This is a genomic window from Chryseobacterium indologenes (assembly GCA_016025055.1).
GTDB lineage: Bacteria > Bacteroidota > Bacteroidia > Flavobacteriales > Weeksellaceae > Chryseobacterium > Chryseobacterium indologenes.
The window spans coordinates 1,097,346-1,112,171 of the sequence record CP065590.1; the positions used below are offsets into that span (position 1 = coordinate 1,097,346).

General features: G+C 39.7%; 5 protein-coding genes and 1 pseudogene. All 6 read right to left on the reverse strand.

The genetic code is table 11. The annotated features are described in order from the left end of the window. Nucleotides 1-86: 86 nt before the first annotated feature. Complete coding sequence (locus tag H3Z85_04945) at nucleotides 87-5,087, reverse strand: fibronectin type III domain-containing protein (GenBank protein QPQ52770.1); 5,001 nt, start codon at nucleotides 5,085-5,087, stop codon at nucleotides 87-89. 252 nt (nucleotides 5,088-5,339) lie between these two features. After that, entirely contained in the window at nucleotides 5,340-10,139 is a 4,800-nt protein-coding gene (locus H3Z85_04950) for a fibronectin type III domain-containing protein (protein ID QPQ52771.1), read from the reverse strand. A gap of 347 nt (nucleotides 10,140-10,486) precedes the next feature. Continuing rightward, nucleotides 10,487-13,524, reverse strand: a pseudogene (locus H3Z85_04955) (T9SS type A sorting domain-containing protein). A gap of 180 nt (nucleotides 13,525-13,704) precedes the next feature. Continuing rightward, nucleotides 13,705-14,058, reverse strand: a complete 354-nt coding sequence (locus H3Z85_04960) for a hypothetical protein (protein QPQ52772.1) — start codon at nucleotides 14,056-14,058, stop codon at nucleotides 13,705-13,707. A 17-nt stretch (nucleotides 14,059-14,075) separates the two neighbouring features. Beyond that, nucleotides 14,076-14,297 carry a hypothetical protein gene (locus H3Z85_04965; GenBank protein ID QPQ52773.1) on the reverse strand — a complete coding sequence of 74 codons (222 nt, stop codon included), beginning with the start codon at nucleotides 14,295-14,297 and terminating at the stop codon, nucleotides 14,076-14,078. After that, nucleotides 14,294-14,812 carry a hypothetical protein gene (locus tag H3Z85_04970; GenBank protein QPQ52774.1) on the reverse strand — a complete coding sequence of 173 codons (519 nt, stop codon included), beginning with the start codon at nucleotides 14,810-14,812 and terminating at the stop codon, nucleotides 14,294-14,296. The genes H3Z85_04965 and H3Z85_04970 overlap by 4 nt, the downstream gene beginning before the upstream one ends. Nucleotides 14,813-14,826: the final 14 nt, after the last annotated feature.

Here is a 14,826-nt window from a genome sequence, read left to right on the forward strand (position 1 = left end):
TTTTTATGATTAATTGTATTGTTGTGCTGTCAATTTTGAGAATACAGTCTTCTCTTATATCATTTTTTCAGCGTTCAGAAATTGTTTCATTCCTTGATAAATTTCTTTTGTGCGGTTTTACCGTTATCATCAATATCAAGCACATAAACTCCGCTAACCAGTTTACTCACATTGATCTGATTATTTAAGAGAATACCATCTGCTATTATCTGCCCGGCTGCATTATAAATTTTATACTTCGCTTTCTTACTGATGTTCTTCACATACAGTACTGAGCTTACCGGATTAGGATAAATCAATATATCAGTCTGATTAATTGGGTTAGGCCCCAGATTCCTGGATATTCTTACCGCGTAATCTTCCACTTCTCCGTTAGCGAAATTAAGGCAATTCACAGGAATATCTCCTCTTTGCATTGCTACTCTCATCGTGACATATTTATAGTCTGTCATACTTACAAAAGCATCAGTCGGCACACTGAATTTCCCGGAAACAGGGGTTGTTGTATTCGGTGGGGAAGCAAGGACCCTTTCATTGATATCAAATGCACCATCTCTGTTAAAATCAATCCATACTGCAATCCCTTCGTTGTAGGTAGCTCCTGTCCATCTTTTCTCAATGATAATTTCATTATCCGTAGATCCTTGTATAAGTTCTATTATTTTTTTAGAGTCTCCTGAATAATTTGTGTACGTAGAAGCACCTGAAGCATTTTCCATAAGAGGTTTACCATTCGGCTTAACCGTTACCTTTGATATATGTTCAACTGTAGCACTTCCCGAAGACATGGTACAATATGTTACCGTAGGCGTTGTGAAATAATAAGGAGGAGTGAAAGCGCCCGGTGTTCCGTTACAAACATTAGCGACCTGCATTTCATATTTTGTCAACTCCATTAAGCCGGTTAATATATAGTGATTTGTATTCACCGGAACATGAGTCCAGCTCGGAATCCCCACTTTTCTATATTTTAAAATATAAGTGGTCCCAGGGAAAGGATCCCATTTTATTTCTGCCGATGTAGGCAGCAACTGAGTAATGGTTAATCCCGGAGGAGGAAGTTCACATGTTCTCTCAGTCGTGAAGACCATCGGATTTGAATAAGGATTCCATGAATTTTCATTAGCACACTTATTGGCAATCTGTACTTCATATGTGGTATATGGATCTAAACCGCCAAGCGTATAAGTATTGGCTGGTGCAGCTGGTAAAGGAATATCAGGGTTCGGCCATCCCGCAGTCCCTACTTTTCTCCATCGCATTTTATATGATACACCGGCTATAGTCGGATTCCATGTAATCAAGGCAGAATTGGTTGTAATAGTACTTACTGTAATGCCCGGAGGAGTAGGATCACATCTTGTTGTGAATGTTTCCACAGGAGTAAATGTTCCTGTTGTAGCCCCACAGTTGGCTGCGACCTGAACTTCATATGCAGTGGACGGAATCAGATTATTTAGCGTATACGGAATACTTGACACATATACATTTGTCCATGCCGTTGTTCCTGCTACTCTGTACTGTAAAAGGTAAGTCAGGTTATCTGTCGCACCTGTCCAGTTGACAATGGCAGAGGTATGGGTTATGGTATTAAATGATAATCCGGTAGGCGTAGCAGTACTACACGGTTTTAATTTTACAACATAATCTTCCACTTCACCATTGACTGCGTTTTGACACATTGTCGGAGAACTTGAACGTTGTAATACCACTCTCATGGTTGTCGTTAACGGTCCCGAATAGGCTCCAGCCGGAACTGAGAATAAACTGGTAACCGGAGTGGTGGTACTTGCTGCAGAATTAATAATCCTCTCCGAATTACTAAATTGCCCATCTCTGTTAAAATCGATCCATGCTGCAACAGCTACGTTACCTGTCGCACCTGTCCAGCCTTTTCCTACCGAAATTTTGTTATCTACCGAACCAATCTCCAATGTGATCAGTGTTGCAGGTGTAGTATAGCTGATGTAATTGGTTTGTACAGAATTATTACTCATTACCGGCAATGCAGGATTCACAGAAGTAACCGTCACATTTGTAATATGATCATTGGTCCCTGTTCCCGTCATCGGGCAGTATGATAATGCAGGTGTTGTAAACTGCTGCATTGTTGAATATGTTCCGGGTGTACCTCCGTTACATCTGGTTGCGATCTGAAATTGGTACTGAGTCTGTTCTACCAAACCTGAGATGGTGTAATTATTCCCGACAGGCGGCACAGGATCAATTATTGTCCATGCTGCAGCACCTACACTTCTCCATCTCAAAACATATACTGCTCCGGCAGTTGCCGACCATGATATATTCGCCGAGTTCGGAGTAATATTGGTAACTGTAATATTAGATGGTGCAGCATTGGTACATTGTGGCATATCAATAAGTTTTACCGCATAATCTTCTACTTCACCGTTCGTAAATGTACCACATTGATTAGGATTATTGGTATCTCTTAAAACTACCCGCATACGGGTGGTAAGAGGTCCGCTATAAGCTGTTGCCGGAACCTGGAATGTACCCGTTACCGGAGTAGTCGTATTATTTGAGTTGTTTAAAATCCTTTCTGAGGTATCAAAAGTACCGTTTTTGTCAAAATCAATCCAGACGCTTACTGCCTTACTACTAGTGGAAGCTGGCCACGACTTGGAAACAGATATACTGTTATTAGATGTTCCCCTGACCAGAGTGATGAGTTTTGCAGCATCTGCCGAATAATCAGTATAATTATTCGCTGCTGAAGTATTGCTCATCGTATATGAATTGGTAGCAACGACCGTTACATTGGAAATATATCCGTTGTTGGTATTGGTAGATGTGGCTGTACAATAAGGCGTCATGAAAACTGTAATTGCCGAAAAACTACCTTGCACTCCCGAGCATATATTTGCGATCTGAACCTCATAATATGTACCTGCCGTAAGACCTGTAAGTGTTACCGTGTTTGTAGTAGGTGCAGGAGTCACTGTTGTCCATGCTGTAGTTCCTGCGACACGATATTGTACGACATAGGTTGCATTGAATGAAGCATTCCAGGTGATGGTGGCATTATTCTGGGTAGTTGCTGTAACCTGAACACCACCCGGCGGATTTGAAGTACATATGGGTAAGGTCTCTATCGGCGCATTTCCAATAGCATAAAAGACGTTATTGATAGCACTTACCCTTATTTTTGCCGTTCCTCCTACCGTAAGTGGAAAACCGCTGAAATCCAGAACCTCAGTTCCATCGTTTGGTGTGGAAGCAGATACTACATTCCAGGTGGCTCCGTTATTGGTTGTAAAATCTATTTTAACATTCGCGGCATTATACGGCGCGGCATTGGTATTTACCACATTCCAGGTCACTGTTGTCGGGCCGTTATTATAAATAGTTGCCGGATTGACTATAAAAGGGCCGTTATTACCTACTATTATGGTTTGAACTGCGGTTTGTGTTTGCTGTTGGCTCGGGTTCGGATTATTGTCCCGTACAGTAATCCCAAATCTTGATGTTCTGGCAACCGTAGATACCGCTTCCCACAGATTGTTTGAATTATTTAAAACTCCCGCCAGTACAGAAGACAGCCTTGGAAAATAGCGGCTGGGACTTGTGGTTGGCATCAAAGATCTAAAGGAGGGACCTTCTGCGGTTGTCCCCAGATTAACTGCATTAATCTGCCCTGTCATCAGATCTGCTTCTTCCCAGGCATATGTCATAGGATCATTTTCTGCATCTGTAGCTGAAGCAGTCAGGACGAAAGCAGTTCCCTTCGGAATAGTATACGTAGGAAGAGGCCCAATTACCGGCGGATTATTGGTTACATTGGTTTCTATATCACACGTTCTTTGTGCCAGTATAGCCTGAATATCATCAATGCTTTTCTTAAAAAAGTAAGCATCACTGTTTAGCTGTACATTGAAAGTCGTTCCTGCCGGAGGGGTGACACCCTGGCTATCCGCAACACCGGCGTACGCCATAATTGTAGATCCGGAACCGGGCTCCATTTGTGCAGAATTTCCTTGATTTTGATAGGTAAATGTATGATATCCTCCTAATTGATGCCCCATTTCATGGGCTACAAAATCAATATCAAAAGTATCTCCCTGCGGACTTCCGTTAGATGGTGAGGTATAAGCCGATCCTTTACCCTGGCCGGTAGAAGGATTAGAACTGCCCGGGTCCAGACAGATACACCCTATGCATCCTGCATTTCCGCCACCCCCTGAAGCTCCGAATAAATGCCCTATGTCGTAATTGGCATTTCCTACATTCGCTGTCAATGTATTTTGTAATTCCAAATTCCAATTATTCATTTGGCTTGATGGAGAATATGGATCTGTAGTAGGATTGGTGTAAATTACATTAGGATAATTTTGTACAATCAAGTGAAGAGCCAAATCTTTTTCAAAAACTCCATTTACTCTCGTAAGGGTCGCATTAATTGCTGTCAGAGCACCAGCCACAGTACCACCATGAAATTGGGTATATTCTCCTGTCACAGACATTGCCAATCGTAAAGTCCTGTATTTTCGGTCAGAGGACCTGGCAAAATTTGTAGGCTGATTCTGAAATGCTTGTCCCTGCTGAAAGAGTTCCTCTATTTCCTTTTTTTCGCTGTCTCTCTCTTCGGTAGAACAGACAAATCCATTTTTACTACCCTGAGTTTTGGGATGAACTTCATAAATTGTTTTATCAGAATTGGCGGGCTCAATAAATTCATACCCTTCGTTGGTAAAAATCATCGACTGGAAATCGTTGGGAGCCAAACTGAACCTTACATATTTGGAAGGATCATCCAACCCCACCCCTACATAAGATCCCAGCTGATACTGATCTGCCAGTTCCTTTACTACAACCGGCAGGCTAAAGACTGCAAACCTTTCAATTTTACCCCCTAAAGTTGGTAAAGAGATGGTAACTGGTTTTGCATTTTTTCCTGCTTCCTGTGCTTTTTCAAGCTGAGATTTTAGCGATGAAATATTTAAAGAATAATAACTCTTAGCCTTTGAGTCATTGTTAGTTTCTTTTCCACTGAATGTTGTGGGCATCCATTGTGCGTGCACTACTACAAACAAACATAGGAAAAAAAGAGAAGTAAAGATTTTCTTCATAATTTTCTCTTAATTTTATATTAATCTCACAAATCAAATTATTTATTTGACATAAAACAAAGATAAATAACCAATCAATGAAATATCATTAACAAAAAGGTAGTGATATTAAAAATTTAAATATTTAATTGCGTTTAAATGAAAAAATTCAACAAATAATGAATTATTGATTAAAAACAATAAAAAATTCTTACAATACCAAAAAAATAGGCCTCCATTTCTGGAGGCCTATTCTATGTGAAGGTTACTTTATTATTCTTTAATAAATTTCTTCTGAGCTGTATTTCCGTTATCATCAATATCCAAAACATACACTCCATTAATCAATCTGCTCACATTGATCTGATTGTTTAACAGAATACCGTCTGCTATTACCTGTCCTGCAGCATTGTAAATTTTATACTTCGCTTTTTTGCTGATATTTTTCACAAACAATACTGAGCTCACAGGATTAGGATAAATCATGATTTCGGTCTGATCTAATGGGTTTGGAACTCCTTTTTTAGAGATTCTCACCGTGTAATCCTCTACTTCACCATTGTTAAAGTTGGTACAGCTTACAGGAATACCATCTCTTGACATTGCCACTCTCATTACCACATATTTATAGTCTGTCATACTTACAAAAGCATCAACAGGTACATCAAACTTCCCTGAAACAGGAGATGTAGTATTTGGAGATGAGGTAAATACTCTTTCATTGATATCAAATTCTCCATTTCTGTTGAAATCGATCCAGACTGCAATTCCTTCATTATAGGTATTACCTGTCCATTTTTTCTCAATGATAATTTCGTTATCGGTAGATCCCTGAATAAGTTCAATAAACGTTTTAGGAACTCCTGTGTAATCCGTGTACGTAGATGCTCCGGAAGCGTTAGCCATTGAAGGTTTACCATTAGGATTAACCGTTACCTTAGAAATATGCTCACCTGTAGCACTGCCTGATCCCATTTTACAATAAATTACTGTTGGTGTTGTAAAATAGTAAGGAGGTGTATAATTTCCAGGTGTACCATTACAGATATTTACTACCTGCATTTCATATTTTGTAAGCTCTACAAGACCATTTAATACTATATTATTAACCGCTGTAGGTACTTCTGTCCAGCTTGGAATACCTACTTTTCTATATCTCAGAACATATGTGGCTCCAGGGAAAGGATCCCATTTAACCTCTGCAGATGTTGGTAATAACTGTGTAATTGTTAATCCCGGCGGAGGAATTTCACATATTCTTTCGGTTGTAAATACTTTTGGATTTGAATATGGATTTAAAGTAGTTTCTCCGTTACACATATTAGCAATCTGAACCTCATAAGTCGTAAACGGCTCCAAAGGAATAACACTACCTAATACATAAGTATTTGCAGGAGCAGCAGGCAGAGAAATATCGGCATTTGGCCATCCTGTAGTTCCTACTTTTCTCCATCTCATTGTATAGCTGGAACTCGCAGCAAGAGGAGCCCAGGTTACAAGAGCAGTGGTTGGAGTAATATTACCAATAGTAACAGTTGGAGGCGTAGGATCACATCTCGTCGTGAATGTCTTAATAGCCGTAGCTGTTCCAATAGTAGTTCCGCAGATTGCTGCAATCTCAACCTCATATGTTGTCGCCGGTGTAAGTCCGGTAACGGTAAGAGGCATATTTCCTAATAATGTAGAGGCAAATACTTCCGTCCAGGTTGTAGTTCCCTGCACTCTGTATCTTACTACGTAACTTACATTACTTGCTGCTCCCGTCCATGTAATAACCGCAGAGTTATGAGTAGGTGCAGGCGTAGTAAATGTAGGTGCATTTGGAGTAGTTGTACTACATGGTCTGATCATAACTTTATAATCTTCCACTTCCCCGTTCACAGCATTCTGACACATTGTAGGAGAACTGGTACGTTTCAGCACGACTCTCATCGTAGTACCCAATGCTCCTGTATAAGCAGTAGCAGGAACATTAAACAAAGCAGTAACAGGTGTAGTAGTACTTGCTGCTGAATTCATAATTCGTTCAGTAGTTTCAAACTGACCATTTCTGTTGAAATCAATCCAAACTGAAACGGCATCATTACCTGTAGAACCCGTCCATCCTTTTCCTACCGAAATTTTATTATTCACAGAATTTACATCCAGAGTAATTAAAGTTGCCGGTGTTGTATAGCTGATATAGTTAGTCTGAACAGAGTTATTACTCATAGGAAGTACTCCCAGGTTAGCAGATGAAACAGTTACATTAGCAATGTGGTCGTTGTCTCCGCTACCTATCATCTGACAGTACTGTATTGGCAACGTTGTAAATTGTGTAGATGCAGAGAATGCTCCGAAAGCACCGGTTCCGCATTTTGTAGCCACCTGCACTTCATATAAAGTCTCTTCCGTCAAAGGAGTTGTAGGGTCTACAGTGTACACGTTACCAGGAGCCGGCACCGGATTAACTGTCGTCCATGCTGTCGTTCCCACTTTTCTATATCTCAATTGATATGTGGCATTTGCTACAGCTATCCATGAGAAGGTAGCACTGATATCAGTAAGATTGGAAACAGTGATATTGGTAATAGGAGTTGAAGAACATACCGGCTGATCAATAAGTTTCACTGCATAATCTTCCACCTCACCTGTATCAAATGTTCCAAATGTTCCACAGGCACCAGGCACTGAATATGATTTCATAGCCACACGCATACGGGTAACAAGCGGACCTGAATAAATCGCAGGGTTTGGAGGAAGTGCAATTGTGAAGTTATTATTTGAAACAGGAGTCGTTGTACTGCTTGAAGAATTAAGTACCTGTTCACTTGCTTCAAAAACACCATTCCTGTTAAAGTCTATCCATACAGAAATACCATAGCTGGAGGTCGCACCCGGCCAAAATTTACTAATGCTTATTTTGTTATTCGTTGTGCCACGTACCAAGGTAACCAATCTTGTTGGATCTGCTGAATAATCTTTATATCCGTCATATCCGGAATTACTTACCATCAATGGTCCATTCGTTGGGGTAACAGTCACTTTGTTGATGTAACCATCTGAAGTAGTAGCAGTAGGAACATTCGGGCAGTACGTAAGAGCAGGCGTTGTAAAGGTTCCGATAGGAGAATAAGTTCCCTGAGTTCCGTTACACTTAGTTGCTATTTGATATTCATACTGAGTTCCGTCTACTAAATTATAAAGAGTCACACTTCCTGTCAGTGCTGTATTAATATTTATTGTCTGCCAACCTGTAGCTCCTGATCCGAATACCCTGTACTGTACAACATATGTTGCTCCTACTGCGGGCATCCAGCTAAGGTTTGCGGAACTTGGGGTAATATTACTCACCGCAATATTGGTAGGAGGTGCTGTTGAACATGGTTGTAAATCAACTCCTGTAAGCATCAGTCTCGGGATATCAGAATATCTGCTTGATGCAGTTGGAGGAGAAGCCGGATCCGGATTTGTAGAATCATTGTAATATAATATTCCTTTGTTTGATCCTGCATTATATGATCCCCATGAAGCAGCACTTGTGCTGTATCCTGGTGAATTTTCATCTACTGCAACAACAAGGTTACTGACACCATCCCATACAAACGGTGTTGATAAAGGAATTGTAACCCACGTACCTGCTGTCATCGTAGGAAGTGTTCCTGCATAAACCTGAGTCATGGCAGCTGATGGCACCCAGTCTGTAGTATTTGCAAAGTTCGTTTTGGTGGTATTTCCTAAATAAACTACCCAGTCATTATATGAAGTCTGAGGAGTTTGAGGAGTTGCCACATAAAACTTTACAGCGGTAATCAAAAGAGAAGTTCCTAATACAGCCCCTACTTCTGCAGCTGTATAAAGCTGTTGAGAATAGTTATATCCATAATAAGAATATACCGGCAGATTACTGGTTGTTCCTGTTCCGTTACCGATTTGTCCCGGAGTGAATGAAGCCCCGGCAACCCATGGCGTTTTATCAGTAGCTGAACATACTGCTCTTACCCACCAGTAATACGTAGTTCCTGAAGTTAAAGGAGATAAAGTAGTGGAAGTTCCTGAAGTAACAGGTGTTCCCACTGTAGCTGCTGTCGGAGCAGTATTGGTAGTACTGTAATATACTTCATATCCTCCGGCGGGTGCAGGAGAAGGTGCAGTCCAATTAACCACAGCACTTGTTAAAGTTACGGTACCTACTGATAATGCAGCGCCACCAGCCATTGGTATACAAGTAGGCGGTGTTGTAAATGAGATAGGTCCACTCCATGGACTTTGATCTGCTGCACTACATCTTGCTCTTACCCATACATAATAAGTAGAGTTGGGAGTCAGCGGAGATAAATTAGCTGTAAGACCTGCCACACCTGATTGAGAAGGCACTGTAGCAGCTGTAGGTGCTGTATTGGTAGTACTATAATATATATCATAGCCTCCTGCCGGCACAGGGCTATAAGCAGTCCAGTTGAGTACTGCGCTTGTTGCCGTTATCGTACCTGTAGATATCGATCCTCCTGGAGGCATTGGCAGACATGTCGGGGCTGTACCGAATGTTAACTGAACATTGGGTCTGTTAGCATTTACAGTACCATTTCCTGTAGGAGCAGTGGTATCAGTCTCAAAATACATGTGGCTTGCAGTAGCCGTAGAGTATTTAAAACCGGCGCCATTCGTTCCGGAACCTCCTCCGGAGCCTCCGTAATTGGTTTCAACCAAAACCATAAGATTATCCGTTCCATTATAATTATAAGGAAGCTGGAGTTGGAAAGTATTCCATCCCACAGCTAAACTGCTTATGCTTCCACTGTACACCAGAGTAGCTCCGGTGGTGGTTGCATTCCAGTTTTGTTGTGTAATAGCTGTGGTAGAAGCCGGTACGGATTTCAAATAAATTTTAACCGGAAAGGTAATGCTCATCGTTGATGTAGCTTCCCATCCGACAGATAAGATAGTACCCCCGGCGGGAGTATTTACTTCTGCTGCAGTATACAATGATGCAGACCTTTGAAATCCATAATATGGTGTCAAAGGGTATCTTTGAGTACTTGTCCCGTTACCGATAGTAACAATTTGTGCCTGCATGAGCAGTCCGAAGACCATACAGAACAATGTTATGAGCCCCCGTATAGGTCGGCCCATTTTACAGAGTAAAAGTCCACTCATATTTTAAAAAATTTAATAATGATAACAATAAGTAATTCTAAGTGTTCAAATTTTGTTGTCACGGCGATTCTTGAAATACCGCCTTTTACAGATAAACTGTAATAAAAAGAATAATTCTATACCATACGCGAATATTTTTACATTTACACAAATCTAATGATTTTTTCATTGTGAACTATTTACTTAACGTAATTTTTTTGAAAAAATTTCACGATAATCACATAAATGATCAAAATAAAAAATCCCCGAATAACTCCGGGGATTTAACATTATTTACGATTATGTTATTTTTTGATAAATTTAGATTTGAACAGCTCCTGTCCTTTTTCATCAATGGTAATAATATATCCGCCTTTAATTAAAGATGAAATATTGATCTTTCCATTGTTAATATTTCCGCTATTGATCAACTGACCTGTAGCTCCGAAAATCTTATAGGTAGCTTTATCTGAAACCTTAGTTATATTAAGAACATCAGTAGCCGGGTTTGGATATAACTGAATTCCTCCATTTTTAAGATTCGTTTCAGAAGTAGCCAGGTTACTTGTAATATATACGTTATAATCTTCAACCTCTCCATAACCAATATTAACTCCACATAAGAAGTCTGGAGGTAATGATAATCCTACATAAGTGTTATTAGGACCAGCTCCCATCCAGCCACCTAGAACTCTCATTCTTAAAGCCTCTCCTTCTACTGCATTAGCCGGGATATTAAATGTTCCGCTAACGACAGTTCCGGGTTGGGTTAATGCAATAGGATAATCCAACACTCTTTCCGTCTCAGAGAAAACTCCGTCTTTGTTAAAGTCAATAAATGCCACTACAGTATCATAATCAGCAACTCCAGCATTACCTAATGTAACAGAAATAGGCTGAGGTGTTCCTTTTGTTAAGTTAATATGAAGTGCCGTATTTGTAGTATAGTTTGTATATGTGCTGTTTGCGGAAGTATTGTTTATATTTCCAATGGTCACATTTTGAATATACTCATAATCCTGATCATCTGTAGCAGTAGTGCAATAACGTAATGCCGGTGTTGTAAAGTTTACAGATGCGGAGTAAGTACCTACTGTTCCTCCACATACTAAAGCCACCTGAACCTCATACGTTGTATCATCTATCAAACCAGCTATATTAATAGAAGGAATAGTACTATCTACATCTATCCAGTTTGATGCACCTACTTTTCTATAGCGTGCTTTGTACGTTGCTCCTGTATAAGACATCCATGATGCACTTGCTGTAGTCATAGTAATATTGCTTATCACTACATTTGTTGGTGCAGCAGAACTACATGCAGCCAAAGGTGCTATGGTAACAGATCCTAACGCATAGAAAACATTTCCGATTGCAGAAATTCTCACTTTAATAGTCTGTCCGTTCAGTGTAGAAGGGAAAGTAAAGTTCTCAGATCCGTCATTAGGAGTTGACGCTGACAATACTGTCCAGTTAGTTCCATTATCAGTAGTATAGTCAATCTTTACATTGGCAACATTATAAGGAGCAGTATTCGTATTGGCCACCACCCATTGAACTGGAGTCGGGGTATTGACATCAGCATATTGATTAGCTACTCTGAAAGGTCCGCTTTCACCTACAATAATCGTCTGAGTTTTAACAGAAGACTGTTGTTGCTGTACATTGCTATTATTATCTCTTACCGTTACGGCAAATTTACTTGTTCTCCCTACCGTTGATACAGATTCCCAGGTATTATTTGAGTTAGTTAATGCGCCAGTCAATACACTTTGCCATTTCGGAAAGTATCTTGTTGGGCTAGCCGATGGAGAAACGGATCTGAACGAAGCTCCGGTAGTGGTAAGTCCTAAATTAAATCGATCAATAGGTAATTCAGCATCGTCAAGTTCCTCCCAAGAATATGTCATTGGATCATTTTCAGGATCAGTTGCGGTAGCTGTTAGTACGAAAGCAGTTCCTTTAGGAATACTAAATGTTGGTAAATCGGCAATTACCGGTGGATTATTATTGATCGTAGTCTCTACGTCACAAGTCTTATCAATTAAATTAGCCTGAATCTGCCCAATACTTGCCGCATGGAAGTAAGGATTGGAGTTCACCTGAACGTCTGTATCAGGACCTGTAATTCCGGCATATCCCATGATGGTAGACCCAGATCCTGGTTCCACATTCACACCGCTTCCTTCAAGATTATGAGAGAAAGTATGATTACCTCCTAACTGATGTCCCATTTCATGAGCAACATAATCTATATCGAAAGCATCTCCTTGCGGCACGCCATTAGCCGGAGAAGTAAATCCTGAACCTTTTCCTTTAGCAACAGCCGGCGTAGGATCCACACATACACACCCGATACATCCTGCATTACCTCCACCTCCGGATCTACCGAATAAATGGCCGATATCATAGTTGGCATCTCCTACATTATTTATATTAGACAATGTATTCTGCAATTCAGTATTCCAAGCTCCCTTAACTCCTACTGAAGCAGCTGAATATGGGTCTGTGGCAGAATTTATATAAATTACGTTTGGATAATTCTGCAAATTCAAATGCAATGCAAAATCTTTTTCAAAAACTCCGTTTACACGGCTTAAAGTAGCATTAATTGCAGCTAGTGCAGGCGCTCTTTTTCATCATCAGTGGCAGTGGCAGGTACTCCTGCCTGGGTCATAAAATACTGAGTATATTCTCCTGTAACAGAAACTACCAATCTCATGGTTCTGAATTTTTTATCAGAACTTTTCGCAAAAGTTGTCGTCTGATTAGAGAAAGACTGACCTTTCTTCAACAGATCATTTATCTGCTTTTTAGCAGCAGGAGATTCTTCTGTAGAACATAAGAAGGAGTCACGATTCTTTCTTGTCTTTGGATGAATCGCATAGACTGTTTTATCAGCTGAAGCAGGTTCGATAAATTCATAATTATCTCCATCAATCACCATAGACTGGAAATCATTTGGAGCTAAACTAAATCTCAGGTACTTTGTAGGATCATCAACACTTGCTCCCACATAAGATCCTAAATTATACTTATCTGCCAGTTCTTTTACAACAACCGGAAAACTGTACACATTAAATCTTTCAATCTTCCCATTCATTGTAGGAAGAGAGATCACAACAGGAACGGAATTAGCTCCCATTTCCTGAGCATTCTTCAGCTGCGATCTTAGCAAGTCCAGGTCTAATTTGTAGTACCCGTTACTTCTTACACTAGATCCATCTACTTTAAATCCTGTACTTCTTTTATTACTGTCACCTTTAAAGGTAGTTGGCGTCCATTGACCGAACGCTGCCCCTCCCACAAAAGTAAACAATAAGGCAGTAAATAGTCTTTTCATAAATTAAAACATAATTATAATTCCGCCAAATATAATTATTTTATGAATAAAATTATCAAAACAATAGGGTTATTTTTGATAACATACATAAAAATATAATATTTATTAAAAAAATACAAACTTTAAAATATTTTAAAGTTTGTATTTTATATGACTTAAAGGCTAAATCGTTGCTTTTTTTTAAAATTTATAAGCAATATTCCATGCAAATCCCATATTGAATTTTGAAGAACTGCGTCCAAAGCCGGGAACAATCATGGGAGAAATATCATCCTGCTTTGACGTATACACCATATATCTTGGCTGAAGATTCACATCAATATAAAAATTTGAATCAAACAACTGCACTCTGCCTCCTAAAGTACCCTCGAGCCAAAAAGAAGTCTGTGATGATGACGGAAATGCTACAGAAGAAGAACTTCCTCCAAATCCACGGACCGGGATCGCCATATACTCCTGATTGTAGAACGAGCCTCCTACTTTTCCTCCAGCATAAAATCCGTTAAATTCATTTTCTGCATCCTTTGCCAGCATATAGAATGCCCCCAATTTCACGAAGGGACCATTCGCTTTAGCATCATACCCGTTCTTCTGATATACATTTTTTCAAAACCCGCTTCTGCTATGACGTGAACATTCCCGTTCAGTTTAGAAGAAACAAATCCCTGATATACTTTTCTGTCAGAGAAAAAAGAAATTCCTGCATTAAGGGCATCAAAACCAACCATAAAATTGGGTTCATATTTCCAGTGCTCCTTTTTCTCTTTTTTCACTTCTTTTTTTCCTGTGACCAGACCAGTAGACTTATGATGCTAAAAAAAAGGAATAGATTAGTCTTGTTTTCATTCTCTATTTGGTTTAAACCGTTTTCCAGTTTTGTTACCGGAGTAGGAGTTAATAATTCTGAACTCACATTTTCGTAAGTTTTTTTAATACCACATCCGGGTGAAACATAGGCAGATTTTGTCGTATAACTCACCCTTACCTTTGATTGTGGCCCTTTAATTCTGGTTTTAAAGTAAAGATCTGTATAGGGTGATTCATCAACACGCAGCGGAATCAGCCTAAAGTTATTATTTGCTGTTTTACCAAGGTCTACAAGAGCTCCTGTACCATAATCTGCAGTTACATATAATGAGTCTACGGTCATTTCTTTACCGTCAGCATTTTTAAAAGCAATCCTAAGTCTGGGAGTACCTTCGCCGCTTTCACAGATATCATCATCTCCACCACAGGAAGAAAGAGTTCCCAAAAAGCAGATCAGCAGGAAAAATTTAAAATACTTCATCTGTATATTTTTAT

Coding starts and splice junctions, on each gene's coding strand:
- H3Z85_04945 (QPQ52770.1), bottom strand. CDS start 5,087: ATGAAGAAAATCTTTACTTCTCTTTTTTTCCTATGTTTGTTTGTAGTA.
- H3Z85_04950 (QPQ52771.1), bottom strand. CDS start 10,139: ATGGTCTTCGGACTGCTCATGCAGGCACAAATTGTTACTATCGGTAAC.
- H3Z85_04960 (QPQ52772.1), bottom strand. CDS start 14,058: ATGCTGGCAAAGGATGCAGAAAATGAATTTAACGGATTTTATGCTGGA.
- H3Z85_04970 (QPQ52774.1), bottom strand. CDS start 14,812: ATGAAGTATTTTAAATTTTTCCTGCTGATCTGCTTTTTGGGAACTCTT.